23 protein-coding genes are annotated in these 24,982 nt (G+C 68.3%); 9 read left to right on the top strand and 14 right to left on the bottom strand.

The window, feature by feature from the left end; all coding sequences use genetic code 11:
• The first annotated feature begins 60 nt into the window (after window positions 1-60).
• Window positions 61-1,083: a BMP family protein gene (locus KXC42_RS06100; protein ID WP_228044946.1), complete on the top strand. Its 1,023-nt coding sequence runs from the start codon at window positions 61-63 to the stop codon at window positions 1,081-1,083.
• 113 nt (window positions 1,084-1,196) lie between these two features.
• Here KXC42_RS06100 and KXC42_RS06095 read toward each other — a convergent pair whose 3' ends face one another.
• The 6 genes from KXC42_RS06095 to KXC42_RS06070 form a co-directional block, all read right to left on the bottom strand.
• Window positions 1,197-1,934 (bottom strand): alpha/beta fold hydrolase, encoded by a 738-nt coding sequence (locus KXC42_RS06095; RefSeq protein WP_006550613.1) that lies wholly within the window; start codon window positions 1,932-1,934, stop codon window positions 1,197-1,199.
• On the bottom strand, window positions 1,931-2,986 hold the full coding sequence (locus tag KXC42_RS06090; protein WP_006550614.1) for an isopenicillin N synthase family oxygenase: 1,056 nt from the start codon (window positions 2,984-2,986) through the stop codon (window positions 1,931-1,933). The genes KXC42_RS06095 and KXC42_RS06090 overlap by 4 nt, the downstream gene beginning before the upstream one ends.
• Window positions 2,967-4,361, bottom strand: a complete 1,395-nt coding sequence (locus tag KXC42_RS06085; protein ID WP_006550615.1) for a uracil-xanthine permease family protein — start codon at window positions 4,359-4,361, stop codon at window positions 2,967-2,969. Before KXC42_RS06085 ends, KXC42_RS06090 begins: the two co-directional genes overlap by 20 nt.
• Window positions 4,362-4,488: 127 nt before the next feature.
• Window positions 4,489-5,457 (bottom strand): allantoicase, encoded by a 969-nt coding sequence (gene alc / locus KXC42_RS06080; RefSeq protein WP_219130031.1) that lies wholly within the window; start codon window positions 5,455-5,457, stop codon window positions 4,489-4,491.
• Window positions 5,454-6,806, bottom strand: coding sequence for an allantoinase AllB (gene allB / locus KXC42_RS06075; RefSeq protein WP_064852911.1), 1,353 nt, complete (start codon window positions 6,804-6,806; stop codon window positions 5,454-5,456). Before allB ends, alc begins: the two co-directional genes overlap by 4 nt.
• Window positions 6,803-8,077, bottom strand: coding sequence for an aldolase (locus KXC42_RS06070; RefSeq protein ID WP_219130030.1), 1,275 nt, complete (start codon window positions 8,075-8,077; stop codon window positions 6,803-6,805). The genes allB and KXC42_RS06070 overlap by 4 nt, the downstream gene beginning before the upstream one ends.
• Window positions 8,078-8,243: 166 nt before the next feature.
• Between KXC42_RS06070 and KXC42_RS06065 the strand changes: the two genes are divergently transcribed.
• Window positions 8,244-8,645 carry a helix-turn-helix domain-containing protein gene (locus KXC42_RS06065; RefSeq protein ID WP_219130029.1) on the top strand — a complete coding sequence of 134 codons (402 nt, stop codon included), beginning with the start codon at window positions 8,244-8,246 and terminating at the stop codon, window positions 8,643-8,645.
• A 44-nt stretch (window positions 8,646-8,689) separates the two neighbouring features.
• Here KXC42_RS06065 and KXC42_RS06060 read toward each other — a convergent pair whose 3' ends face one another.
• The 3 genes from KXC42_RS06060 to KXC42_RS06050 all read right to left on the bottom strand — a co-directional run bounded on the left by KXC42_RS06060 (window position 8,690) and on the right by KXC42_RS06050 (window position 10,319).
• A complete protein-coding gene (locus tag KXC42_RS06060; protein ID WP_006550620.1) occupies window positions 8,690-9,283 on the bottom strand; it encodes an ATP-dependent Clp protease proteolytic subunit in 594 nt (197 codons plus the stop codon).
• A complete protein-coding gene (locus tag KXC42_RS06055) occupies window positions 9,280-9,888 on the bottom strand; it encodes a ClpP family protease (RefSeq protein WP_006550621.1) in 609 nt (202 codons plus the stop codon). Before KXC42_RS06055 ends, KXC42_RS06060 begins: the two co-directional genes overlap by 4 nt.
• 77 nt (window positions 9,889-9,965) lie before the next feature.
• Entirely contained in the window at window positions 9,966-10,319 is a 354-nt protein-coding gene (locus tag KXC42_RS06050; protein WP_006550622.1) for a hypothetical protein, read from the bottom strand.
• 684 nt (window positions 10,320-11,003) lie between these two features.
• On the opposite strand from KXC42_RS06050, the gene KXC42_RS06045 reads away from it, so the two are divergent.
• The gene (locus KXC42_RS06045) at window positions 11,004-12,530 is read left to right on the top strand and encodes an acyl--CoA ligase family protein (RefSeq protein ID WP_006550623.1); all 1,527 of its coding nucleotides are present in this window, start codon (window positions 11,004-11,006) and stop codon (window positions 12,528-12,530) included.
• Between the two features lie 25 nt (window positions 12,531-12,555).
• On the opposite strand, the gene KXC42_RS06040 is transcribed toward KXC42_RS06045, so the two are convergent.
• Both KXC42_RS06040 and KXC42_RS06035 read right to left on the bottom strand, forming a co-directional pair.
• The gene (locus tag KXC42_RS06040; RefSeq protein ID WP_064852914.1) at window positions 12,556-13,881 is read right to left on the bottom strand and encodes an MFS transporter; all 1,326 of its coding nucleotides are present in this window, start codon (window positions 13,879-13,881) and stop codon (window positions 12,556-12,558) included.
• A gap of 33 nt (window positions 13,882-13,914) precedes the next feature.
• On the bottom strand, window positions 13,915-14,403 hold the full coding sequence (locus KXC42_RS06035) for a VOC family protein (RefSeq protein WP_193903343.1): 489 nt from the start codon (window positions 14,401-14,403) through the stop codon (window positions 13,915-13,917).
• 140 nt (window positions 14,404-14,543) lie between these two features.
• Between KXC42_RS06035 and KXC42_RS06030 the strand changes: the two genes are divergently transcribed.
• From KXC42_RS06030 to KXC42_RS06005, 6 genes are all read left to right on the top strand, one after another.
• On the top strand, window positions 14,544-15,416 hold the full coding sequence (locus tag KXC42_RS06030) for an SDR family NAD(P)-dependent oxidoreductase (protein ID WP_219130028.1): 873 nt from the start codon (window positions 14,544-14,546) through the stop codon (window positions 15,414-15,416).
• Window positions 15,417-15,448: 32 nt separating this feature from the next.
• Window positions 15,449-17,518: an ATP-binding protein gene (locus KXC42_RS06025; RefSeq protein ID WP_219130027.1), complete on the top strand. Its 2,070-nt coding sequence runs from the start codon at window positions 15,449-15,451 to the stop codon at window positions 17,516-17,518.
• A gap of 67 nt (window positions 17,519-17,585) precedes the next feature.
• Window positions 17,586-19,028, top strand: coding sequence for an NAD(P)/FAD-dependent oxidoreductase (locus KXC42_RS06020; protein ID WP_257606040.1), 1,443 nt, complete (start codon window positions 17,586-17,588; stop codon window positions 19,026-19,028).
• A gap of 25 nt (window positions 19,029-19,053) precedes the next feature.
• The gene (locus KXC42_RS06015; RefSeq protein ID WP_219130025.1) at window positions 19,054-19,572 is read left to right on the top strand and encodes a polynucleotide kinase; all 519 of its coding nucleotides are present in this window, start codon (window positions 19,054-19,056) and stop codon (window positions 19,570-19,572) included.
• Window positions 19,573-19,847: 275 nt separating this feature from the next.
• Window positions 19,848-20,399 carry a CGNR zinc finger domain-containing protein gene (locus tag KXC42_RS06010; RefSeq protein ID WP_219130024.1) on the top strand — a complete coding sequence of 184 codons (552 nt, stop codon included), beginning with the start codon at window positions 19,848-19,850 and terminating at the stop codon, window positions 20,397-20,399.
• 111 nt (window positions 20,400-20,510) lie between these two features.
• Entirely contained in the window at window positions 20,511-21,179 is a 669-nt protein-coding gene (locus KXC42_RS06005) for a pentapeptide repeat-containing protein (protein WP_039586358.1), read from the top strand.
• Between the two features lie 10 nt (window positions 21,180-21,189).
• Here the strand turns inward: KXC42_RS06005 and KXC42_RS06000 are convergent, their stop codons facing one another.
• Genes KXC42_RS06000 through KXC42_RS05990 form a run of 3 tightly spaced genes read right to left on the bottom strand, consistent with a single transcriptional unit; the run spans window position 21,190 to window position 24,982 of the window.
• Window positions 21,190-22,584 (bottom strand): xylulokinase, encoded by a 1,395-nt coding sequence (locus tag KXC42_RS06000; RefSeq protein WP_024103316.1) that lies wholly within the window; start codon window positions 22,582-22,584, stop codon window positions 21,190-21,192.
• Window positions 22,581-23,513, bottom strand: a complete 933-nt coding sequence (locus KXC42_RS05995) for a carbohydrate kinase (protein ID WP_064060665.1) — start codon at window positions 23,511-23,513, stop codon at window positions 22,581-22,583. Before KXC42_RS05995 ends, KXC42_RS06000 begins: the two co-directional genes overlap by 4 nt.
• Entirely contained in the window at window positions 23,510-24,982 is a 1,473-nt protein-coding gene (locus tag KXC42_RS05990; RefSeq protein ID WP_006550636.1) for a mannitol dehydrogenase family protein, read from the bottom strand. Before KXC42_RS05990 ends, KXC42_RS05995 begins: the two co-directional genes overlap by 4 nt.

Genomic DNA, 24,982 nt, shown 5'->3' with positions numbered 1-24,982 from the left:
GCTTTCCCGTCAGTCCTGGGGTTCGCAGTCGCGAGCCCTCCCTTCCCCGAGGAGAACCACGTGAAGAAATTGGGTACCGCTGTGGCGGCCGCCGCCGTCGTCGGAGCCGCCGTGACCGGGTGTTCGAGTTCCGACCCCGGTGGGAGCGGCTCGGCCGACGGGGTCGTCAAGGCCGCGATCATCACCTCGGGTCCGGTCAACGACGTCGGCTGGAACCAGGGCATGGTCGAGGGCGCCGAGAAACTCGAAGCGGAAGGTCTTATCGACCTGACCGTGGTGCAGCAGGATTCGGGCGCGACCTCGGAGCAGATCGCCCAGATCGTCACCGACCTCGCGGAGGACGGCAACCAGCTCATCGTCGGCCACTCGTTCAATTACGGCGAACCCATCAAGGGCATCATCGCCGACTACCCCGACGTGCTGTTCGCCTATCCCGGCGGCTTCGGCGACATCACCGCCAACCTCGCCGACTACAGCCAGCCGTTCTATCAGGGTTCGTTCCTCACCGGCATCCTCGCCGGCGACCTGACGGAGACCGGCATCCTCGCCGGCACCGCCGGTTTCGAGATCCCGGTGTGCAAGGCCCAGATCGAGGCGTTCGCCGACGGCGCGCGCCTGACCTACAAGGGCCCCGGTGAGATCCAGTTGCGTCCGTCCTACATCGGCGGATGGTCCGACGCGGCGGCCCAGACCATCGAGGCCGTCAACGCCCTCGTCGACCAGGGCGCCGACCAGTTCTCCACGTGCGGTGTCGACGCGGCCACCATCGAGGGCGCCAAGCAGCGCGGTGTCGGCGTCGCCGGCTACACGATGGATCAGACCCCGCTGGCACCCCAGAACGTCGTCTCCTCCGTCGTGTGGAATCTCGACGAGGTCCTCCGCGCGATGATCGCCGACGTCGAGGCCGGCAACGTCGACCCGGCGAAGTACTACGAGGTGGACATCACCGAAGGCGGCCTGGACGTCGTCATCAATCCGGCCTTCGCCGACAAGATCTCGCCCGAGGCGATGGCGCTGTTCGAGGAGTACCGCGAGAGGATCATGGCCGGCGAGTTCGAGGTCGAGTACAAGGGCGGCGACTGACCCGGAGCACCTCCTGTAGAACGAACGAGACCGACCTTGTGCGCGATCTCCCACCGGATTTCGCACACAACGTCGGTCTCGTTCCGTAGCTTCGACCTTTGTGAAGATCCGACCTATGTTCGGACGCGCTCCGCGCACCACTCCACCAGCGCCGCCGCGAGGTCGTCGCGGGCGGACAGCTGTGGCGCATGGTCGGACTCGAGCGACACGACCTGCGCACCCGGGGTGAGGCGTTGCATCCCCCGTTGGGTGACGAGGGGAACCGAACGATCCAGTGTCGCTTCGACGTACAGGCGTGGCAGGCGCCCGAATCGTTCCGGTGTCCAGCTGGGCGCCATGAGCCGGGTGGTCTCGAGTTGCGGCACGAGTCGGCGCGCGGCACCGATCGCGTCGGCCGAATCCGCCTCGTGGAAGAACACCGCCGCACCGGCCTCCGGGGGCACGATCGTCCCGCGACCGTCCTCGGTGGGTTCGAGCCATCGCGAGATGCCCACCGGCGATTCGAGACCGATTCCGTCGCAGAGCATCCCGAAGTCGACCCCGGACGGAAGCATCATCCCCGCCACATAGGCGACCCCGGTGACACGCTCGGGTAGCATCTCCGCGACCTGCGTGACGACGATGCCGCCACCGGAATGGCCGACGAGGATCACCGGACCGTCGAGTCCGGCAACGTGGTCGGCCACGACCGCGGCGACGTCGTCGAGCGTCACGTCGTCGGCACCCCACGATCCGACACCGGGAAGCTCGAGCGGATGTGGGACGTGCCCGGCCCGACGGAGCGGTTCGAGCAGTGTGTCCCACACCCAACTTCCGGCCCACGCGCCGTGCACGAGCACGACATGACTCACTCGCGGTTCTCCCCCGTCGCCGCCAGCACCCGGGCGGCTTCCCGCACAGCAGCGGTGTTGGCCTTGCCGTGCCGCGACCCGGCGAGCTTCGCTTTGATGTGATCGCGGATCAGGATGGGTTCATAGGGTTCCAGGCCCGCATATTCGGGCAACGTGGAGACCACCGCGTCGACGTTGCCGTCGTGGAAGAACGCCACCGAACGACGGCGCCGGATCCTCCCGTCGACGATCGGCGGCTTGACGCGGTGCAGCGTCGACATCCACCGGTCGTCGGTGATGCGGGCGGTGAGATCGCCGAGATTGACCAGCAGGGCGCCGGGCAGCGGTTCGACGTCGTGCCAGACACCGTCGGAGCCGAGCACCTGCAGCCCCGCGACCCGATCGGCCCACAGCACGGTGACGATCCCGAAGTCGGTGTGCTCACCCATGCCGGTGAGATCGCCGTCGAGGTCGACGGTGCCCTCGGGCAGCGCGTAGTTGTTCATCCGCAACACGTCGATCGAGTGGTCGGTGAGCCGTTCGAAGTAGTCGGGGGCCTGCCCGAGGGCGTCGGCGAAGATCCGGGTGAGGGTCCGCGCGACCCGCGAAGCCTCGGTGAAATAGGTCTGCACACGGTCCTCGAAGCCGGGGACGTCGGGCCAGACGTTGATTCCGTAGTCGTCCTCCGACAGGTCCAGGTGGGCGAACGACCGGGCCTCCACGCCGACGTTGTACGCCTCGAAGAAATCGTTCATGCGGCTGGCGGATTCGACGCCGAGGCTCAGGCTCAGCGACTCGCTCTTCGGCGGGCTGTACCCGCGGTTCGCACCCACCACCCGATACTGCTGCTTGTCGTCCATCGGCAGACCGAAGAAGTCGTCGAGGGCATCGGCGAGGCCGTCGACCACCGGATCGGAAATGCCGTGTCCGAGAATCTGAACGAATCCCACACGGCTGCAGGCTTCGTCGATCTCACGGGCGACACGAGCTCGTTCGGCCTCGTCGCCGGCCCGAACGTACGGGCCGATGTCGACGGCGGGAACGACGAAGGCGTCAGACGGCGACTGGTTCATGGGCAACTCCGTTGGGAGAGATGGTACCGGCCGAGGTGACGGGGGCCGGCGTGCCGGACCGGGACGCGCGAGCCAGTGTCCCGAGACGAGTGTGGTTCAACAGCAGGTTCAACGAGAACGCCGCGATCGCGGCGAGCGTGATGCCGCTGCCGAGCAGGATCTGCGCAGCGGACGGGAAGCGCTCGAACATGCCCTCGGCGAGTTCGGGCAGCAGACCCACACCCACCGCGACGGCGGCGATCGTCGAGTTGATGCGGTCGGACAGGTCCACCGAGCGCAGCGTGTTGATGCCCACGAGGGCGACGGTGGCGAACAGGATCAGGCCGACACCGCCGACCACCGGCTTCGGCAGCGCCGCGACCACCGAGCTCACCTTGGGCAACGCCCCGAGGACCACGAGGATCGCACCCGACGTGGCGGTGACGTAGCGGCTGTAGACCCGGGTGGTGGCGACCGCACCGACGTTCTGGGTGAAGACGGTGTCGACGAAGGCGTTGAAGACACCCGCGAGCACAGCGGACGCTCCGTCGCCGGCGAGTCCGCGGGCGATGTCGCCCTTGCTGACGCGCTTACCGGTGATCTCGGCGACGGCGAGCATGCTCGCGGTGGATTCGGCGAAGACCACGGCCATGACGATGCTCATGGCGACGACCGCGGTGATGGGGAATTCCGGTGCACCGAAGTGGAAGGGGGCGGGCAGACCCACCCACGACGAGCCGGCCACGCCGCCGAGGTCGATCAGGCCGAGCGGAACCGCGACGACCGTGCCGATGGCAAGGGCGATCAACACCCCGAGCTGCGCCCAGATGCCGCGACCGAGGCACAGGAAGGCGACGGCGACGACGATCACGAGCACGGCCAGGGCGATGTTGGTGGGCGAGGCGAAGGTGGGCGACGACGGGTCGGTGCCGACGATCAGCCCGCCTGCCACGCCGATGAGCGAGATCCCGACGACGGTGAGGACGGCACCGGTGACGAGCGGCGGGAAGAACCGGATGATCCTGGCGAAGGGCCAGGCCAGGGCGAGACCGACGATGCCGCCGATCAGCATGGAGCCGTAGACGGCCTGCAGGCCGTATTCCTTCGCGATGAGGATCATCGGCGTCAGGCCGGCGAAGGTCGCACCGCAGACGATGGGCAGGCGGACGCCGACGAGTTTGCCGACGCCGAGGCTCTGGACGATGGTGATCAGGCCGGCGATCAGCAGGTCGGCGCTGATGAGCATCGCGATGGTGTCGCGGTCGAGTCCGACGGCCGCGCCGAAGACCAACGGGACGGTGATGCATCCGGTGTACATGATCAGGACATGCTGGAGGCCGAACGCGAACTGCCGGAGGAACGGTAGTCGCGCGTCGACGGGGTGCGGTGAGGTCATGTGATCGCTCCCATTTCGGATGCAGTGCTGTATACGGTGCCGGATACAGCTTGGGGGCCGAAGTTTTCGGGCTCGAGTCATCGTGTTTCGCGCGGGTAAGAAACCGCTCACCGCACCCGCATCGGAGCTAGGTCAGTCGTCCGTTCACGCGCAGACGGGCGATGCCACCGTCGGGATAGACGTCGAGCCGCACGAACTCCACCGGCGTCGGCGAATCGACGCGGAAACGGTGCCGGCAGTCCGGCAGCAGTGCGGTCCGCGGGACGAGTTCGACCCAGGACGATTCGTCGGACATCGCGTCCCCGCTGGGGATTCCGCTCAGGCGCGCCGCTCCCGGTGCGTTGCCGACGAAATAGGAGGTGTCGACCTCGACGTGGTCGACGCATCCCTGCCCGGCGAGACGGATCACCACGTAGTCGTTGCCGTCGTCGCGGCGCCGGGCGTTCTCCCAGCCCTCCCCCATGTGCCGCGAGCGACCGAGGCCGATGATGTTGCGCGGCGACGAGTAGAAGCGGTTCGAGCACGCGACGACGTCGCCACCGTTCTCGAGGGCCGCGAGATCGATCGTGCCCGTGAGGAAGGCCGGGTCCGGGCGTGCATGTCCGTGCACCCGGAAGCGGGCAACACCGCCGTCAGGAAAGATGTTCAGGCGCAGGTGCGTCCAGCGCCGGTCGTCTTCCACCGCGAAGGCGTTCGCGGTGTCGCCCTTCAGGGCCACGCGCTCGAGGACCGGTTCCCACGGCGCGTCCAGCAACTCCTGATCGGTCGGGTAGCCGTCGAGGTTCACCCCGTCGACGGACGCGAAGGGCGGGTAGTTGCCCGTGAACCAGGCGGTGTCGATCACGACACCCTCGACGACACCGGGAACGCCCAGCCGGACCACCGCGAAGTCGTGCCCGGGTTCGCGGCGACGCCGGGTCTCCCACCCGTCGTAGACCTTTCCCTTGTGCCCGAACTCGGAAGGATCGAAATCGGGTGCGCCCGGCGAGATCAGGTTCTCGCGACTCGCGAAGAACTCGTCGTTCGCGTACACGACGGCTCCGCCCAGCGATCGCGCGGCGAGATCGGGCAGTTGCAGGAAATCTGCTTCGGTCAACGGTTTTCCTTTCGGGAGAGCAGCGCACCACGCGGTGCGGGGTCGGTGGCGCCGAGGGTGACGGTGAGTGGTTCACCGGCGAGCCAGGTCTGCCGCACGACCCCGGCCAGTGCACGTTCGGCGTAGGGCGTCACCGCGTTGCGGTGGTGCAGTCGCTCCGGGAAGACCACGAAGGCGTCGTCGGGCGCGAAGACGCACAGGTCGGCACTGTTGCCCACGGCGATGGCACCGCGGTCGGCCAGGCCCACGAGGTCGGCGGTGCGACCGGCCATCCAGCGCACCACGTCGACGAGTGTGTGCCCGCGCTTGCGCGCCTCCGACCACACGATGGGCAGTCCGAGTTGCAGCGACGAGATTCCGCCCCACGCCTCGCCGAAGTCGCCGGTGACGAACTTCTTCAACTCCGGCAGGCACGGCGAGTGATCGGAGACGATGCAGTCGAGTGTGCCGTCGGCCAGGCCGCGCCACAGCGCTTCCCGGTTACGGGCCTCGCGGATCGGCGGGCAGCACTTGAAATGTGTGGAGCCGTCGAGTATCTCCTCGCTGAACAACGACAGATAGTGTGGGCAGGTCTCCGCGGTGACGTGTAGCCCCTCGGCCTTCGCCGCGGCGACGAGCGGAAGGCTTCCCGCATCCGACAGGTGCAGGATGTGCACGCGGCATCCGGTCTGCCGCGCGCCGTCGATCACCTGGGCGACAGCGCGGGACTCGGCGACCGGTGGTCGCGAGTACAGGAAGTCGTCGTACCGGCGTCCGGCCGGCGGGTCCTGAGCGTCGAGGGTCGGCTCGTCCTCGGCGTGCACGATGAGCAGGCCGCCGAAGCCGGCGATCACGCGCATCGCCTCGATCATCTGCTCCCGGTCCAGCGGTGGGTACTCGTCGAGACCCGAATACGCGAGGAAGCACTTGAAGCCGTACACTCCTGCGTCCCAGAGCGGTTCGAGATCGGCGAGGTTGCCGGGGATCGCACCGCCCCAGAATCCGACGTCGACGGTGACCTGCTCGGCCGCGACCTTCTGCTTCACCTCGAGGGCCGCCACGTCGACGGTGGACGGGATGGAGTTGAGGGGCATGTCGACGATCGTCGTCACTCCCCCGGCCGCGGCGGCACGTGTCGCCGTCGCGAAGCCCTCCCATTCGGTGCGGCCGGGTTCGTTGACGTGAACGTGCGTGTCCACCAGTCCGGGGAGCAGCACCTCGCCGTCGGTGAGGACGATCTCCCGCGCACCGGCCGGAGCGGCACCGTCGTATTCCTCGATCGCGACGATGCGGCCGTCGCGCACATGGACGGCGCAGCTGCGTTCCTCGTCCCCCACCACAGCGCGTCGCGCGCGGATCACGGTGGTCATCGCGTCACCGCCGTCGGTCGACCCGCGAGCCGGGCCAGGTGGTCGAGATTCGTGCCGGTGCGATCGCATACTTCCTTCTCGGTGAGGGCTCCGCAGCTCGTTCCCCGCAGGAGGAAGGCGGCGAGAGCACGGGCGGTGGCGGGTTCGTCGAGGTATCCCGACGACAGGGCCGGGTCGATGTAGGCCGCGACGCGTCCCGCGGCGGTGGACAGCGACCGGCGGTAGAACGCGAAGGTCGCGGCGTAGCGGGTGGGCAGTTGCGCCGGATGCAGGTCCCATCCCTGGTAGAAGCCGCGGCGCAGCGACCGGTCGATCAGGTGGGCGTGCAGCCCCCATGCCGCGCGGATCTCGTCGCGGGTGCCGACGGGAAGGCGGTTGGTGGAGCCGTCGGACAACCGCACCCCCGTGCCCGCTGCCGCGACCTGCATCGTGGCCTTGGCGTGGTCGGCGACGGGGTGGTCCATCGCCTGGTACTCCGCGGCGATGTCGCACGCGGCCGAGTAGTCGTAGGTGCCGTAGTGCAACCCCGAACAGCGTCCGCGGGCCGCTCGGATCATCGTGGCGACGGCCGCGGTGCCGTCGGGTCCGCAGATCGCCTGTGGCGTCTCGATCTGGATCTCGAACCGCAGGGGTGCGGCGAGGGGGTAGGTGGCCTCGAGGTGTTCGCAGACCGTCACCATGGCGGCCACCTGTTCGGGCGCGGTGACCTTGGGCAGCGTCACGACGAATCCGTCGGGGAGAGCACACTTTCCGGTGAGTTCTGCGACGAAGGTGTCGAGCGTACGGAGGCCGCGGCGCCGGGTGGCGGCTTCGAAGGACTTGAACCGGATGCCGACGAAGGGTGCCGCGGTGGGATCGGTCGCGAGCGCGGCGGCGGCGCGGACGACGTGGGCGTCCTCGTCGGCGTCGCGTTCGTGCTCGGGAATGCCGGGGCGGGTGAACCCGTCCTCGAAGTCGATGCGCAGATCCTCGATCGGTTCGGTGTGCAGTTTGGCCTCCACGAGCGGGAGGACGGCGTCGGCCAGTTCGGGTTCGATGCCGGTGACCGCGGCGAGGTCCGCGGGACCGTCGATGTGGGTGTCGAGGACGTCGAGCGCGTCGGCTCCCCATCGTGCCGCGATCCCGGCGTCGTAGCGGTCGGCCGGGACGTAGACGGTGTGCACTGGTTGGCGGGCACCGTCGGTCCCGGGATAGGTCGCAGTGTATGCCGCGTCGGTGCCCGCGAGTTGCGCGTCGAGCGCAGCCGCAAGCCTGTGCAATCCTGTCGGCACCCGAACTCCTGTCCTGTATCCACGGCTGTATACGTCGTGGTGCGCCGACGTTATCGGCGCCAGGTCATGTGTTCGGTTAACTGCGGTTACGGGCCCGTTACACATCTGCCGGGGCGGTGTTCGTCCTCGGCAGAACCCGGCCCGATGCCGCCGGATCGACGGCACAATGGTCGGCATGGAGCCGGAGCAGGGTCGCGTGATCGATTTCGCCACTGCCGCGAAGGCGGCACGTGTGACCGCCGCGAAGTCGGCACGGACTCCCGTGCGGGGAGCCGACAGCACCGAGCCCCGGCTGCTCCGCCAGATCTACGGCGAGATCCTGCGCGACGAGCGTCGCGATCAGGACCGCAGCCTCGAGGACGTCGCCCGCACGGTCGGGATGTCGAAGCAATATCTGTCGGAGGTCGAACGTGGGCGCAAGGAGGCCTCCTCCGAGATGCTGCGGTCCGTGTGCGATGCGCTGGAACTTCCGATGGAGCAACTGCTCGCGCGCGGGATCCGCCGGATGACCGCGCATCGCACACTTCGGACCACGGGTCACGCCGGCGTCGAGTTGTGCGCGGCATGACGGTATGACTGCGTCACAGTGTGACCACGTGACTGCGTGACGGGTCATCCGTCCCGATCGACGACGACGTGATCGGCCAGGCCGTAGGCCACCGCCTCCGTCGGTGAGAAGATCCGGTCCCGGTCGGTGTCGCGGCGCAGTCGGTCGATGTCACGTCCGGTGTGCGCGGCGAGGATCTCCTCGGTCTGGGCCCGTACCCTCATCACCTCCGCTGCCTGCAGGGCCAGATCCGAGATGGTGCCCTGCCCCTGCGCCGACGGCTGGTGCAGCAGCACCCGCGAATGGGCGAGCACGTGCCGACGGCCGGGCGCTCCGGCCGCGAGCAGCACGGCGGCCGCCGAGGCGGCCTGTCCCATGCAGTAGGTCGCGACCTTCGGGCGCAGGAACTGCATGGTGTCGTAGATCGCGAGCATCGCGGTGGACGATCCGCCGGGCGAGTTGATGTAGAGCCCGATCTCCCGATCGGGGGATTCGGCCTCGAGGTGCAACATCTGAGCCATGACGACGTTGGCGACCCCGTCGTCGATCTCGGTGCCGAGGAAGACGATGCGTTCGTTGAGCAACCGGCTGAAGACGTCGAACGACCGCTCCCCCGCCGGTGTGCGTTCGATGACGTTGGGGATCGTGTAGGTGCTCATCGTCCCAGTCCCATCTGCCGTCCTGCGGCGAACGGCGCCAGTTCGGCGAGCGACCCGACGACGGTGTCGACGATGCCGTACTCGCGCGCCTGTTCGGCGGTGAACCACCGGTCGCGGTCGCTGTCGCGTTCGATCTCCTCGAGTGAATGCCCGGTGGCGTCCGAGAGGATCTGCTGCGACTGCAGTTTCATGTATTCGAGATTCTCGGCCTGGATCGCGATGTCGACGGCCGTCCCCGAGAATCCGGCCGACGGTTGGTGCATCATGATCCGGCTGTGGGCAAGGCTCGCGCGTTTGCCCTTGGTGCCCGCCGCGAGCAGGACCTGCCCCATACTGGCGGCGAATCCCGCTGCCACGGTGACGATGTCGTTGGGAACGAGTTGCATCGTGTCGTAGATGGCGAGGCCGGCGAAGACGGATCCGCCGGGTGAGTTGATGTGCAGGACGATGTCGCGCCGGTCGTCGGCGGAGGCGAGCAGGACGAGTTCCGAGCAGACGCGCTCGGCCATCTCGTCGTCCACCTCTCCGGTCAGTCGCAGGATGCGCTGACGGAAGAGCCTGTCGGCCAGTTGGTCCCGGTACGAGAATGGTTCGGTGGTCGTCATGCAGCCAGCCTGACCCCCGATGGGTGCGAACCGGCGGTTCGTCTGCTCACGGCAGACGGACCGGTCGTTCCGGCAGATCAGTCCCCCGCGGACCGGACGGCGCTGATCACCACCGCGACGAGGACGGCCAGCAGAAGGAGCACGAGCAGGACCGGTCCGAGCAGCAGCACCAGCGTGATCACGACGGCCAGGCCGATCTTCGCCTTGGTGCTGAGTCCGGAAATCAGCCCGCCCAGCGCGGCGAGGGCCGGATTGCGACCCTCCAGCGCGGCTCGGATGCCGGCGAGGACCGCCTGCAATCCCACGCCGCCGCTGGTGACCTCGCCGAGGAGCGAGTCCACCCATCCGCGGATCTTCCGGATCAGTCTCGCCCCGAGTCCCCGGAGTTCGGCCAGTGCGCTGCGGACACCGGCCCGCAGCGCATCCTTCAACCTCTCGAGGAGCGATGTGGGTTCCGGCTGTGCCTGCTCGGGTCGGGTCTGCTCGGATCGTGTCCGCTCACGTCCGGGGCGGGTGGGTTTCCCTGCCCGGGCGTCGTTCGCCGGCGGACGCGGACGTCGTCTCCCCTTCGGAGGCGCCGGCTTCACACGAGAGCGGGGCGTGGCGTCCGAACGGGTCGATGTCCGAGTGGTCGATCGGGATGAGGTTCGGGTCGAGGTGCGCCGCGAGCCGGTTCCGGGGTCGCGGTCCCGACGCCGTGCAGCGGGTTCGGGTTCGCGGGTGCGACGCCGCGCGGTGGGCTCGGGCTCGCGAGGTCGACGGCTGCGCGTCCGCACAGGCTCGACGGGAGTCTCCGTCTCCGTGGCCCTCGCGCGCGTCGCGGTCGGCCGCCGCGCCGGACGGGAGGTTCGGCGGGCTTCGTTCTGCCGAGCACTCATACCACTCGCCTTCTCTCGTGGACGAGCACGGTGCCTCTCAGTGAACGCCGGATTCCGGGTCCGGTCAACGGCAGACGGAGCGTTCAGCCGGTACGGAAAAGGGGTGGACCCTGTTCAAGATCGGTAACGGCTCTTGGAAGAATGGTCATCGCCCTCACAGCACACGGGGAGGTGTGCGCATCATCGTTCGCGATGGGGAGTGCGTGCGCGACGTAATCCGAAGGAGCACCGACAGACGTGACCGAGCAATTCAGTTTCGAAACACTCACGCCCACGGCATTTCTCGACCGTTCCGCCCGGGTCTTCCGTGACGACCTCGCAGTGGTGGACGGCGACATCCGTCGCACCTATGCCGAATTGCGCGATCGGTGCCTGCGACAGTCGGGCATGCTGCACGCTCTCGGTGTCGAGCCCGGCGACCGTGTCGCAGTACTCGCGCCGAACACCTCGCTGATGCTCGAGGCGCACTACGGTGTGCTCTACGCGGGCGCCGTGCTCGTCTCGCTCAACACGCGCCTCACCGCGCCGGAACTGCGGTTCATTCTCGAGCACTCGGGCAGCCGGGTCCTGCTCGTCGAGGAGTCGCTGGCCGACCTGGCCCGCGAGGCCACGGCCGATCTGCCGTCGATCACGGTCGTCGGCGACGACTACGAGGACAAGCTCGCCGCCGCCCGTCATCGGTGCGTGCCGCTCGCCGACGAGCGCACCATGATCGCCCTGAACTACACGTCCGGCACGACGGGTGATCCGAAGGGCGTGATGTACCACGCGCGCGGCGCCTACCTGCAGGCCCTGGCGATGGTCGCGCACTTCGGGCTCGACAGCGGATCCACCTATCTGTGGACGCTGCCTATGTTCCACTGCAACGGCTGGACGTTCACCTGGGCCGTCACAGCAGCCGGTGGCACGCACGTGTGCCTGCCCAAGGTCGACCCCGAGCGGATCTGGGATCTCGTGCGCACCGAGAACGTCACGCACCTGTGCGGCGCGCCGACCGTTCTCGCGTCGCTGGTCGACGCCCCGAATGCGGGCGGCATCGACCATCGTGTCGTCGCGGCGATCGGTGGCGCACCGCCGGCGCCCGCCCTCATCGAGCGGTGCACCGCGCTCGGACTCGACATCACGCACCTGTACGGGCTCACCGAGACGTACGGCCCGGCGGCGATCTGCGAGTGGCGTTCGGAATGGGACGTCCTCCCCGAGGACGAGAAGGCACGGCTGCGCTCGCGGCAGGGCGTGGGCAACGTCGTGGCCGGCGAACTCCGCATCGTCGACCCGATGGGATCCGACGTTCCCGCCGACGGTGAGACGACCGGTGAGATCGCGCTGCGCGGCAACAACGTGATGCTCGGTTACTACAACAACCCGGACGCGACCGCCCGCGCCGTGCCGGACGGCTGGTTCCGCACCGGCGACATCGGCGTCATGCATCCGGACGGCTACATCGAGATCCGCGACCGCGCGAAGGACGTCATCATCTCCGGTGGCGAGAACATCTCGTCCGTCGAGGTCGAAGCGGCGCTCATCAGCCATCCGGCCGTTCTCGAGGCCGCCGTCGTCGCGGCGCCGAGCGAGAAGTGGGGCGAACGTCCCGTCGCCTACGTGGCACTGCGCAGCGGCGCGAGTGCCGACGAAGCGGAACTGCGCGCGCATGTGCGTTCGCAGCTCGCCGGTTTCAAGGTTCCCGACAGCATCGTCTTCGGTGCCCTGCCGAAGACCGCCTCGGGCAAGATCCGCAAGGTCGAACTGCGCGAGCGTCTCTGAGCACCGGCCTGGGCGGTTCCCGACGTCACCTCTCGTCGAGAACCGTCCCGGCCCGCTCGGGCAGCGTGAATGCCGCGAGCGCGGCAACGACGAACGACACCGCGAACGCACCGAAGACGAGACCGTTGCCACCGGCGCCCAGCAGCACCGGCACCAGCAGCGGTGCGATGATCGACGCGAGCCGCCCGAAGGCCGCTGCCGAACCGGTGCCGGCGCCCCGCACCGGCGTGGGATACAACTCGGGTCCGATCGCGTACAGGGCACCCCATGCGCCCAGGTTGAAGAACGACAGCGCCATACCCGCCGCGACGATCGTTCCCGGAGTCTCGGCGAGCCCGAACAATCCCGCCGAGACTGCCGACCCTACGAGGAATACCCCCAGCGTCAGGCGACGTCCCCACACCTCGATCAGCCACGCCGCGACCCCGTAGCCCGGTAGCTGGGCGAGCGTGATGAGCAGCGTGTAGCCGAACGAGGTGACCAGGTCGAAGCCCTGCGCGACGAGCAGGCTCGGCAGCCAGATGAACGCGCCGTAGTACGAGAAGTTGATGCCGAACCACACGATCCACAGCGCCGCGGTGCGGCGGCGTAGGTTCGGCGCCCATACCGATCCCCGGGGTACACGCTCGACTTGGGCGACAGGTCGGCCGGGTTGTTCGTCATCGTCCGGCACGGAGGTGACCCCGGCCGAGCGCTCGTAGTCGCGCACGATCGCCTCGGCTTCCGCGTGCCGTCCGCGACTCTCGAGATAGCGCACCGATTCGGGTAGGCCGAACCGGACGACGAGGGCGTAGGCAGCCGGGACGAGCCCGACGGCGAGCGCCCACCGCCACCCGTCGTCGCCGGTGGGAACGACGAAATAACCGATGAGAGCGGCCAGGAGCCAGCCGACCGCCCAGAACGCCTCGAGGGCCACGACCACGCGTCCTCGCACCTTGCGGGGCGCGAACTCACTGACCAGCGTCGACGCGACCGGCAGTTCGGCGCCGAGACCGAGTCCGACGACGAACCGCAGGACGATGAGCATCGCCACCGAGGTCGACAACGCCGCCGCGCCGGTCGCGAGACCGTAGACGAGCAGCGTCGCGGCGAAGACCTGCCGGCGTCCGATGCGGTCGGCGAGCAGACCACCGAGGGACGCACCGATCGCCATGCCGACGAAGCCGATGGATCCGATCCACGAGAGCTGCGTCGACGACAGATCCCACTGCACGGCCAGGGCTGCCATGACGAACGAGATCAACCCGACGTCCATGGCGTCGAGGGCCCAGCCCACGCCGGAGCCGGTCAGCAGGCGGCGATGTCTGCCGGTGAACGGCAGGTCGTCGAGCCGCTGGGTGCGAGTGGTCATGCACCGAAACGTACCGCAGCGCTCGGGCGCCGATCAGCCGCGCGCGGCGGCCTCCAGCGCCGACACGTCGATCCGGCGCATCTTCATCATCGCGGCGGTCACGCGCTTCGCGACCTCCGGATCGGGGTCGGCGAGCAGTTCGTTCAGCCGTTTCGGTACCACCTGCCACGACAGGCCGTACTTGTCCTTCAACCATCCGCAGGCGGATTCCTCGCCGCCGTCGGCGGTCAGCGCGTACCAGTAGTGGTCGGCCTCCTCCTGATCGGCGCAGTCGATCTGGAAGGACACCGCTTCGGAGAACCGGAACTGCGGTCCCCCGTTGAGTCCGTAGAAGACCTGACCGTCGAGGAAGAACTCGACCGTCATCGGAGTTCCCGGTGGGACCGGGATGTCGCCTCCGGTGGACTCTTCGGTGTAGCGGGTGATCTCACCGATCTCGGAGTTGGGGAAGATGCCGATGTAGAAGTTCGCGGCCTCCTCGGCGTTCATGTCGAACCACAACCACGGAGTGATCCTGGGCATCGTGACTCCTCGTGTCGTCGAATGTGTTCCACTGTCACGAAGGCAGACCCTGTCCGGCCCGGATTCTCATCGCCGTGCGCACTCGCAGGCCGAGCCGCAGGGCTCCCGTGCTCGTAGGGGGAACGCATGCCCCAACGGTTATGACCGGAGGCACGTCGGGTTTCGGGGCGATCGCCGCCGAACGGATCCCGGGCGCAGACGGGATTCGCCTCGTCCACAGTGCCCGGCACGCCGCATCCACCGGAGAGGCACTACCGCTCGATCTGTCCTCCCTCGATTCCGTTCGTACCTTCGCGGCGACGGTTCGCGAGCGGAGCGACCGGATCGACGGGCTCGTGCTGAACGCCGGGATGATCCGGAGCGACGTCGCCGCGCGGACCGTCGACGGTTTCGAGACGACCTTCGTCGTCAACCATCTCGCCCACTACCTGCTGCTGCGCCAGTTGCTTCCGGCTCTGGCGGACCGAGCCGTCGTCGTTGCGACCACCAGCGGCACACGCGACCCCGCGACCGGTGCGGGACTGGTACCGCCACGACATGGCGACGCCGGGTTGCTCGCCCACCCTGAACGGGATCCCGACCTCGATACGCATCCCCGCAAGGCCGGACAGCACGCCTACACCGCCTCGAAACTGTGCACCGTCCTCACGATGCGGAGGTTGTCGAAGAACGACACGGTTCGAGCCGGACGGATCACCGCGGTCGCCTTCGATCCCGGCCAGGTCTTCGGAACCGGTCTGGCACGAGCACTCCCCACTCCGATGCGACTGGCGTGGCGCGGCCTCGGGACGCGGGCCGGCATGTTCCTCCGCATCGTGCAGGACACCTTCAACACGCAGACCGAAGCCGGGAACACGCTCGCAGACCTCGTTCTCGGTGACATCGACGTTCCGGACGGCCGGGGTTATCTCGCACTGCGCCGCGGCGAACCGTCGGTGCTCGCTCGCAGCGACGAGCAGGCCGAACGGTCGTGGCGCGAGAGCGCACGGCTCGTCGGACTGCCCGACCGTTAGGTGTAGGTCCCCCGGGCGTAGTATCGGGTGGCATGGGGAGCGCCTCGCGGTCCTCACGGCCTCTCAGCGATCGTCTCGCCGCACGGGCGCGACGTGTGTTCGTCGGTCGCGATGCCGAACTCGAGATCGTTCGCTCCGCACTGGACTCCCCCGAACCCTCGATCGCCGTGCTGTACCTGTACGGTCCGGGAGGCATCGGCAAGACCTGCTTGCTCGGCGCGATCTCCGATCTTGCGGAACGGAGCCGTCGCGCGGTGACGGTGATCGACGGGCGCAACACGGATGCGTCGCCCGGTTCGGTCCTCGCGTCGGTCGATCGTCGCATCGGCGACCGGCCGAGGGTGCTTCTCCTGGACTCGTACGAGCGGCTACGTGTGCTCGACGACTGGATCCGAACCGACTTTCTTCCCGGTCTTCCTGCGACGACGCTGACGGTGATCGCCGACAGGTCGCCGCCCTCCGCAGGATGGCGCACCGATCCGGGTTGGGGTGATCTGCTCCGGATCGTGTCTCTCAGGAATTTCGACCCCGCTACGAGCGCTGCCTACCTCACCGCTGCGCGGGTTCCCGAGGAACTGCACGACGAGATCATCGGGGCAACGCACGGACATCCGCTCGGGCTCGGTCTGCTCACGGATGTCTTCGCCCGAGGAGGCGATGTACGTGTGCCGTGGCCTCCGGATCTCGTCGGGATGTTGCTCCGACGGTTTCTCGATACCGAGCCGGGGATCGCACATCGCCGCGCCCTGGAAGTGTGTGCGCTCGCCCGGGTGACCACCGAAGCCCTGCTGCGTGACGCCCTCGAGCTCACCGATGCACACGCCGAGTTCGAATGGCTCCGTGAGCTGTCGTTCGTCGAAGCAGGGCCGGACGGATTGTTTCCCCACGATCTGGCACGCGATGTCCTCGACGCCGATCTGCGCTGGCGCGATCCCGATGCCTACCGGTACACCTTCCACCGCGTGTGGAAGGGCATTCGCCGCGGTCTCGATTCTGCAGGAGAATGCGAACAGCAGCAGGCCATCGTGGACTTGAAGTTCGTGTTCCGCAATCTCCCCGGTGTGCTGTCGCCGGTGGATTGGCAGTCGTGGGGAAGCGCGCAACCCGAACGTGCGGAGCAGGCCGATCACTCCGCGATCGTCGATCTCGTGCGGACGTCGGAGGGAGACGAATCCGCGGTGCACGCGCGACGATGGCTCGAGCGACAACCCGAGGGTTTCTTCGTGTTGCGCGACACCGACGGATCGATACGTGGTGTGCTCGGTCTGTTGGAACTCTCGCGAGCGTCACCCGACGATGTCCGTGCCGACCCGGCGACGCGAGCCGCGTGGGATTTCGCCCGGCGAACAGCGCCTTCCCGTCCCGGCGAGTGTGTCGCGATCACACGCATCGTCATCGACCGCGCTGACTACCAGAATCCTTCTCCGACAATGAACTCGGTTCCGGTGCTCACCTTCCAGCGCTATTTCACCCTGCCGCATCTGTCGTGGGACTTCCTGGCGCTGGCGGAGCCCGACCGGTGGAACGAGTACTTCGCGGTCGCAGATCTCCCCCGTGCCGAAGGAGCGGATTTCACGGTCGGCGATCGTCACTACGGACTGTTCGCTCACGACTTCCGCCGTCGGGATGTCGACGAGTGGCTCACCGTCGTAACCGATCGTGCTCTGGCTCAGGGGCACAGCGGTCCCGAGCCCACGATGTCCCTGCCTCTCGCGCTGTCGGAGAAAGAATTCGCGGAGGCGGTCCGAAATGCGCTGCACGACCTCCGTCGGCCCGATCTCCTCTCTCGTAATCCCCTGTTGCACACGAGGGTCCTCCACAAACGGTCCTCTCCCGACGATCCCGATCCGGTGGTGCTGCGCGCGCTCCTTCGTGAGGCGATCGATTCCTTGGCGAGCGACCCTCGGGACGACAAGCTCTTCCGCGCGGTGGACCGCACGTACGTGCGCGGCGCAGCAACACAGGAAGCAGCGGCAGCCAGACTCGGGCTGCCGTTCAGTACGTACCGCCGACATCTGACCCGCGGCGTCACCCGCGTCGTCGGATGGCTGTGGGATCTGGAGGTGTACGGCGAGGCACCGTCCGGCCGTGAGCACATGTGAGCAGGTTCCGGCCTGTCGACCGAGCACCTTCCGCAGCGACGATCGATTCCGAGGAGGAGGTGTGATCATGTCGATCGGAGAGCGCGCCGTGGTTCTCGGCGCGAGCATGAGTGGATTGTCGGCGGCCCGTGTCCTGTCGGACAGGTTCGCCGAGGTGACGGTGATCGATCGTGACCGGCTGCCGTCCACGAACGAACCACGCCGTGGGGTGCCCCAGGGACGGCACATCCACGTGCTGATCTCACGGGGACAGCAACTCCTCGAGGAGATGTTCCCCGGGTTGTCACAGGAGCTGACCGCTGCAGGCGTTCCCACCCTCGACCACCTGGGCGACGTACGGTGGATTCTCAGTGGTCACCGGATTCGTCAGGGGCCGAGCGGTCTTCGAGTACTGGCAGCCGGCCGTTCGCTGCTGGAGCGCCGGATTCGTGACCGTGTGGCCGCGTTGGCGAACGTCGAGATCGTCGAACGGTGTGATGCCGCGGGTCTCGTCGCGACCGCGGACCGCAGCCGGGTGGTCGGTGCGCGGATCATCCGCCATGCCGACGGAAGCGCCGAGCAGGTGCTCGATGCCGACCTCGTCGTCGATGCGACCGGACGCGGATCCCGCGCCTCCGAATGGCTCGGGAGACAGGGCTGCCCGCAGCCCCGGGTCGACACCGTCGAACTCGATGTCGGCTACGCCACCGCGGTGTTCCGTGCGTCTTCGGTTGCACTCGGCAGCGACCGGGGCATCGTCATGGCGCCCACGCCCGAACATCCACGCGGTGCCGCCCTGCTCACCCTCGAATCAGATCGGTGCATGGTGGCCCTGATCGGGGTCCGTGGCGAAACCGTGCCGGCGACCCGGAGGGACTATCTCGAATTCGCACGGTCCCTGAGGTACCCGGACGTGTACGACGCGATCGCGGATGCCGAATGGGTCGAGGATGTCGTCCGGTATCGCTTCCGGGCGAGCACGTGGCATCGCTACGACCTTCTCGACGGATTTCCCGACGGATTCCTCGTCCTCGGCGATGCATTCTGCAGTTTCGATCCGATCTATGCCCAAGGGATGACGGTCGCCGCTCTCGAAGCCACCGCGATGGGCCGTCTCCTCGACGACCACGGGCCGTCCGCTGCCGTGCAGCGGAAGCTCGCGCGTGTCGTCGACGATGCCTGGGCGATGTCCACCGGTGGCGATCTCGCGTTCCCCGGTGTCGAGGGCCGGCGGGACCCGAAGACGAGGATCGGCAATGCATACGTACCGATGGTGCACGCGGCAGCCGCATACGACACGAAGGTGGGCACAGCGTTCGCCCGGGTGTCCGGACTGCTGGATCCCCCATCGGCATTGATGCGCCCAGGAATCATGGCACGTGTTGTCCGACAGAACATTTCGCATTCGGTCGCGTGGCCGTGGCGCCGAGCCGACGGATCCGCGATGCCGCCTCGCCGGTCGTCTCCGGGACCCGCTGGTCCGGCGGCACGATCTTCGTCCCTCTCGCGGGCCGGGCGCATGCACACGTAGTCGTCGGAGTGGGTATACATCGTCCGTGACGAAGAAGACGCGCGATCGCAGGAAACCGGGGCGGCAACGGCACCGGCCGCCGAGCACCGCGCCCCCACCACCGGCGCGATACGTCGAGGATCCGACGCTGCCGGCGGCCTGGCTCGTCGACATCGACGGAACGCTCGCGCACATGAGCGACCGGAGTCCCTTCCACTGGCACAGGGTGGGCGAGGACACCGTCTCCCCGGCGGTCGAGGCCGCGGTGCGAGGGTTCGCCGCCGCACCCGACAGGGCGGCGATCGTGCTGCTCTCGGGACGCGACGGCGTGTGCCGACCGGAAACCGAGGAGTGGCTCGCCCGGCACGACATCCCCTACGACGAGCTGTACATGCGTCCGGCCGGCGACAACCGGAAGGATTCGATCGTCAAGGCCGAGCTGTTCGACCGTCACATCCGGCACCGCTATCGCATCATCGCGGTGCTCGACGATCGCGATCAGGTGGTGCGCATGTGGCGACGGATGGGACTGGTGTGCTTCCAGGTCGCCGAGGGCGACTTCTGACGAGCACCGGCGCATACCCGGTTCTCGAACGATGTTTCAATCATGCTGGGACACTTCGGCACTCAGCGTGGACGGCGGAACGAACGGGGCCGCGCCGAGATCGACACGCCGAGTCCCGCACCCGACACAGCGCACGTACAGCACCTGTCCGATCGACGTGGCGTGGCTCGACTCCACACTCCATGCGTGTTCGTGAGGACGGGTCGAGGTCGGGCATTCCTGTGGGTTCCGAGCTTCGATGGCGGTCATGCCCACCACCATGATGTAATGCCCTTATGCATCTCAACCCTTACGGCGAGTATGCAGTCCTCCTCGCGGCGTCGCTGGCCGGCGACTGGCCCGACGATCGGACCGGCATCATGGCCCGTACGCGCGAAGTGGGCATGACCATGGACTTCCCGACCGCGCCCGACGACCATCAGCGCACCCGTGAGGTCATAGACGACTGGCTCGCCGTCGTCGACGCGTCCGACCCCAGGGAACGTGCGCGCCTGCTCAACGAGCAGATGGCCGCCGCAGCGGCTTATCCCCGGCTGACCGATCACGACGGCGAGGGGTGGCACCTGCACTACCGCGACGAGGTCCAACCGCTCCCCGACGTACTGCGCGCGGTGATCAGCGTCGGCACGGCACTGCACCTCACCACTCGTGGAATGCACCGCCTCCACCGGTGCGCCGCAGCGGACATCCCGACCAACCCGTGCTCGGCCGTGGTCGTCGACATCACCCGCAACGGTCGCCAGCAGTACTGCTCCATGCGCTGCGCGAACCGCGCCGCTGTGCGCAGGCACCGAGCGCGGGCAGCCCAGCAGCGTCGACCCGCATAACCGAGTAGCACATCGCACTCGGGGACGGGCTTGTCCCCCACGTTCCCCCGAACCCGACGGGTTGGGAAGCTGAACGGCAGACACCCGACCGATCCGGAGGCCCCGAGAACCATGGCTGCTCGTTCCACCACCCACCCGCCGAGGATCGACGCTCCGGACCTCGGTGTCCTCACCGACGCGGACGGCGACGAGCTGCTCGCGCACGGGATCTTCGAGAGCGTGCGCTACACCGACACGGACCTGACGGGCCGTGATCTGACGGGGATCGTCCTGTCCGAATGTTCGCTCGTCACACCGATCGTCGCCGACAGCGACCTCACGAGCGCACGCCTGCGCGACACCCTGGTCGAGCGCATGCAGGCACCGAATCTGTTCGCGCCGCGCAGCAGCCTGCACCGCGTGCACATCCGGGACAGCCGGATCGGTGCGCTGGACCTCTTCGACGCGGATCTGCGCAGTGTCACGATCGCGGATTCGAAACTCGGCCTGGTCAATCTGCGGGCCGCCGCGGGACGCGACGTGCTCTTCCGCGGCTGCATCGTCGACGAACTGGACCTGGGCGGGGGCACCTTCACCCGCGTCGCCTTCGAGGACTGCTCCGTCGGCGTTCTCGACGTCGACCGCGCGACCCTCGACCAGGTCGATCTGCGTGGCCTGCGCATCGACACGATCCGCAACATGGGCGGGATGAAGGGCGCGACGATCGACGCCCACCAGGCCGTAGCCCTGGCAGGGCAGTTCGCCGCCCACCTGGGCCTGCGCATCGAGGACCTTCCCTGAGCACTGCGCTTCAGCGGTCGGTCAGGTCCCGCACCTCCGCGTAACGCTCCCGCACGTGCGGGGCCGGGTCGGCCTCGTAGTGGCGGCTCGGTTCGGGTTCCCAGGTGGGAGGCTCGTCGCCTCCGCGCAGCACCCACGCCGCCTGCCGGGCCGCGCCCCGCGCCACGTACTCCCCTGGTTCGGGAACGTCGACGGGCATGCCCAGCACCGCCGGCGCCATCTCGCACACCGCCTGCGAGCGCGCCCCACCGCCGACGAGCAGCACCCGCCGGACCTCGGTGCCCTGCGCCCGGATGTGGTCGATGCCGTCGGCCAGCGAACACAGCAGGCCCTCGAACGCCGCGCGGGCGACATGCGCGGGCGTCGCCGTTCCGAGCCGCAGCCCGTGCAGGGCGCCCGTCGCGCCGGGACGGTTCGGGGTACGCTCCCCTTCCAGATACGGGACCAGCACGAGTCCGTCGCTGCCGGCCGGCGCCGAGAATGCGAGCCGCGTGAGCTCGGTGTGGTCGACCCCGAGCATCGTCGCGGTGGCGTCCAGTACCCGGGCCCCGTTGAGCGTGCACACCAGTGGCAGATGCCGGCCGGTCGCGTCGGCGAATCCCGCGACGTAACCGTCTGCGTCGCGGGCCGGTGTCGTGGACACCGCGCACACCACGCCCGACGTGCCGATCGAGACGACCACATCGCCTTCGCGGACGTCGAGAGCCAGCGCGCTCGCCGCATTGTCGCCGGCCCCCGGACCGAGCAGGGCACCGGCGACCGTCTCCCCGACACTCTCGGCCGGCCCGGCGACCCGAGGGAGGAATGGGCTCGGCCGGCGCAGGGCCTGTTCGAGCAGATCGTGTCGGTAGGTGTCGGTGGATGCGTCGAAGTAGCCGGTGCCGCTCGCGTCACTGCGATCGGTGGCGAGCCGGTCGAGGTCGCGGTCGGTGCGCATCGTCCACGTCAGCCAGTCGTGCGGCAGGCACAACGCCGCCGTGCGGTCGGCATTGCCGGGTTCGTGGTCGGCGAGCCAGCGTGCCTTCGCGACGGTGATCGCGGCGAGCGGGACCACCCCCACGGCCTCGGCCCACGCGCCCGCGCCACCGGCCTCGTCGACGAGATCGGTCGCTGCCGCTGCGGATCTCGTGTCGTTCCACAACAACGCGTCGCGGACCACGTCGCCGCGCTCGTCGAGGCACACCATGCCGTGCTGCTGCGCTCCCACCGAGATCGCCGAGACGTCGTCGAGTCCGCCCGCTTCCGAACACGCCCGCTCGAAGGCAGCACGCCACTCCAGCGGGTCGACCGCGGTGCCGGACGGATGGGGAGCGCGACCCTCGCGCACGACGGCCCCGGTGTCGGCGTCGCACACGACGACCTTGCAGGACTGGGTGGACGAATCGATCCCGGCGACGAGCGTCATCGCGCCGCCTCCCGGGCCGCGGTGCGGTCGGCCAGCGTGGGCAGGTCGGCACCGGCGCGGGCCACCGTCAGACCGGACGTCCACGCGGCGATGTCGAACACATCGCGCACATCGTCGATCCCGATGCCACGCAGTCGTTCCCGACGGTCGGCCCCGAGGAGACCGCAGGTCCACAATCCGTCGAGCAGACCGGTGGTGAAGGCGTCGCCGGCGCCGACCGTGTCGACCACCTCGACCCGCACGGCGGGTACCTCGACGGTCCCGGCCGCGCACAGCGCCACCGCACCTTGTTCTCCACGGGTCACCGCAACGATCGCCGGCCCTCGCGAGAGCCAATCCCGCGCGGTGTCGAGGGGATTACGATCGGGCGCGAACCACGTCAGGTCCTCGTCGCTGGCCTTGACCACGTCGGCGAGCGAGACCAGACGTTCGATCCGTTCCCGTCCGCGCGCCGGGTCGTCGATCAGCGCCGGTCGGACGTTCGGATCGAAGCTCACCGTGGATGTTCCCGCCTGCTGCGCAACGAGTTCGGCGACGAGATCGCAGCCGGGTTCGAGCACCGTCGCGATGGACCCGGTGTGCACGAGCACGGCGTCCACCGACGGCGGCGGCTCGACAGGATCCCAGACGATGTCGAATTCGTATGTCGCGGAACCCTTCTCGTCGATCTCCGCCTGCGCGGTTGCCGTGCGCTCGGCTGCTGCGCTCCCCGGCGTCAGCGACACCCCGGAGGCCGCGAGGTGATCGACGATCCGCCGTCCGCGGGCGTCGGTGCCGACGCGTGTCGTGAACTGCACGGGCCGGCCGAGCCGGCCCAGACCGAGCGCGACGTTGAGCGGACTCCCGCCCACGTGCTCGACGGGTTCGGCGCCGCCGCGGTGGACGATGTCGACGAGGGCTTCTCCGACGACGAGGGCGTGGCCGTTCATTCCGGCTCCCCCGGAAGTTCCTTCAGGGTGGCGCGTGCGCCGTCGCTGTGCAGGGCGTTGAGCGCCCAGGTGTAGGCGTCGACGAAACGGTGGTTCTGCGCGAGATCGCCGAAGACCTCGGCGTTCTCGATGAAGGCGGTGGGATGCGTGAGTTGTCCTCGCGCGATCGGGACGAGCGTGTCGGCGAGCCGGTCGACCACCTCGATCGGTTGTCCCTGTTCGTCGATACCTTCGGCGTAGCGCGCCCACGAAGCGACGATCGCCGCGGACAACCGCACGTGCCCATTGGCGGCAAGGTTCTCCCGGATCACGGGCACCAGCCACTTCGGAATGCGATCGGACGACTCGGCGCACAGGCGTGCGATCGTGTCCCGGATCTCGGGGTTCGCGAACCTCTCGATCAGGGTGGTCTTGTACTCGTCGAGATCGATGCCCGGCACCGGTTTCAGGGTCGGTGTCGCTTCGGTGTCCATGTACGCACGGACGAATCCGGCGAGGAGCGGATCCTGCGCGGCCTCGTGGACGAGGCGGTATCCCATGAGATACGCGAAATAGCAGAGTCCCTGGTGACCGGCGTTGAGCAGACGCAACTTCATCAGCTCGTAGGGAGCGACGTCGTCGACGATCTGGACTCCCGCATCCTCGAAGGGCGGTCGTCCGTCGGCGAAGTCCTCCTCGAGCACCCAGGAGGTGAAGGGTTCGGCGGCGACCGGCCAGCGGTCCTGCACGTCGAAGCGTTCGGAGAGCGCCGAGACCACCTCGTCGGTGGTCACCGGGGTGATCCGGTCGACCATCGAGTTGGGGAAACGGACGTGCTCGGTGATCCATTCTGCGAGATCGGGATTCAGAAGGCGCGCGTATTCGGTGAAGACGCGACGCGCGACGGTTCCGTTGCCCTCGATGTTGTCGCACGACATCACCGTCGGAGCGCGCAGCCCCCGCTCCCGGCGCCGGGCGAGAGCCTCGGTGACGAGACCGAAGACGGTGGCCGGGGGTTCGCCGGACCGCAGATCGTGTTGCACGGCCGGATCGTCGACGTCGAACTCACCGGTGTCGTGACGGATGTTGTAACCGCCCTCGGTGACGGTCAGCGAGATGATCCGGGTGGTCGGGGCCGCGAGGAGCTCGATGACCGCCTCGGGATCGTCTGGGGCGTAACGATAGTCGACGATGGAGCCGATCACCCGCGGCTCCCAGGTGCCGTCGGGGTGGGTGAGCACCAGCGTGTACAGGTGGTCCTGGACGGCGAGCGCCTCCTGCATACGGCGATCACCGGGGAGCACCCCGACGCCGCAGATACCCCATTCCTTCGCCTTCCCCTGTTCGAGGAGCCGGTCTACGTACATCGCCTGGTGCGCGCGGTGGAATCCGCCCACACCGAAGTGCACGATGCCGACGGAGACGTCGTCCCGACGGTAGGTCGGGACGGGCACACCCAACTCGGGAAGCGTCTGCTCGTTCACGTGCAT

The organism is Rhodococcus sp. LW-XY12 (assembly GCF_019317345.1).
Classification (GTDB): domain Bacteria; phylum Actinomycetota; class Actinomycetes; order Mycobacteriales; family Mycobacteriaceae; genus Rhodococcus; species Rhodococcus pyridinivorans.
Note: the sequence above shows the minus strand (reverse complement) of the source record. Positions and strands in the feature narration are given on the sequence as shown.

Excerpts from the sequence above, each read along its gene's own strand:
- KXC42_RS06090 (WP_006550614.1), bottom strand. The coding sequence starts at position 2,986 with ATGAACCAGTCGCCGTCTGACGCCTTCGTCGTTCCCGCCGTCGACATC.
- KXC42_RS06085 (WP_006550615.1), bottom strand. The coding sequence starts at position 4,361 with ATGACCTCACCGCACCCCGTCGACGCGCGACTACCGTTCCTCCGGCAG.
- allB (WP_064852911.1), bottom strand. The coding sequence starts at position 6,806 with ATGACCACCGTGATCCGCGCGCGACGCGCTGTGGTGGGGGACGAGGAA.
- KXC42_RS06065 (WP_219130029.1), top strand. The coding sequence starts at position 8,244 with ATGGTCGGCATGGAGCCGGAGCAGGGTCGCGTGATCGATTTCGCCACT.
- KXC42_RS06060 (WP_006550620.1), bottom strand. The coding sequence starts at position 9,283 with ATGAGCACCTACACGATCCCCAACGTCATCGAACGCACACCGGCGGGG.
- KXC42_RS06055 (WP_006550621.1), bottom strand. The coding sequence starts at position 9,888 with ATGACGACCACCGAACCATTCTCGTACCGGGACCAACTGGCCGACAGG.
- KXC42_RS06040 (WP_064852914.1), bottom strand. The coding sequence starts at position 13,881 with ATGACCACTCGCACCCAGCGGCTCGACGACCTGCCGTTCACCGGCAGA.
- KXC42_RS06035 (WP_193903343.1), bottom strand. The coding sequence starts at position 14,403 with ATGCCCAGGATCACTCCGTGGTTGTGGTTCGACATGAACGCCGAGGAG.
- KXC42_RS06030 (WP_219130028.1), top strand. The coding sequence starts at position 14,544 with ATGACCGGAGGCACGTCGGGTTTCGGGGCGATCGCCGCCGAACGGATC.
- KXC42_RS06025 (WP_219130027.1), top strand. The coding sequence starts at position 15,449 with ATGGGGAGCGCCTCGCGGTCCTCACGGCCTCTCAGCGATCGTCTCGCC.
- KXC42_RS06020 (WP_257606040.1), top strand. The coding sequence starts at position 17,586 with ATGTCGATCGGAGAGCGCGCCGTGGTTCTCGGCGCGAGCATGAGTGGA.
- KXC42_RS06010 (WP_219130024.1), top strand. The coding sequence starts at position 19,848 with ATGCATCTCAACCCTTACGGCGAGTATGCAGTCCTCCTCGCGGCGTCG.
- KXC42_RS06005 (WP_039586358.1), top strand. The coding sequence starts at position 20,511 with ATGGCTGCTCGTTCCACCACCCACCCGCCGAGGATCGACGCTCCGGAC.
- KXC42_RS06000 (WP_024103316.1), bottom strand. The coding sequence starts at position 22,584 with ATGACGCTCGTCGCCGGGATCGATTCGTCCACCCAGTCCTGCAAGGTC.
- KXC42_RS05995 (WP_064060665.1), bottom strand. The coding sequence starts at position 23,513 with ATGAACGGCCACGCCCTCGTCGTCGGAGAAGCCCTCGTCGACATCGTC.
- KXC42_RS05990 (WP_006550636.1), bottom strand. The coding sequence starts at position 24,982 with ATGCACGTGAACGAGCAGACGCTTCCCGAGTTGGGTGTGCCCGTCCCG.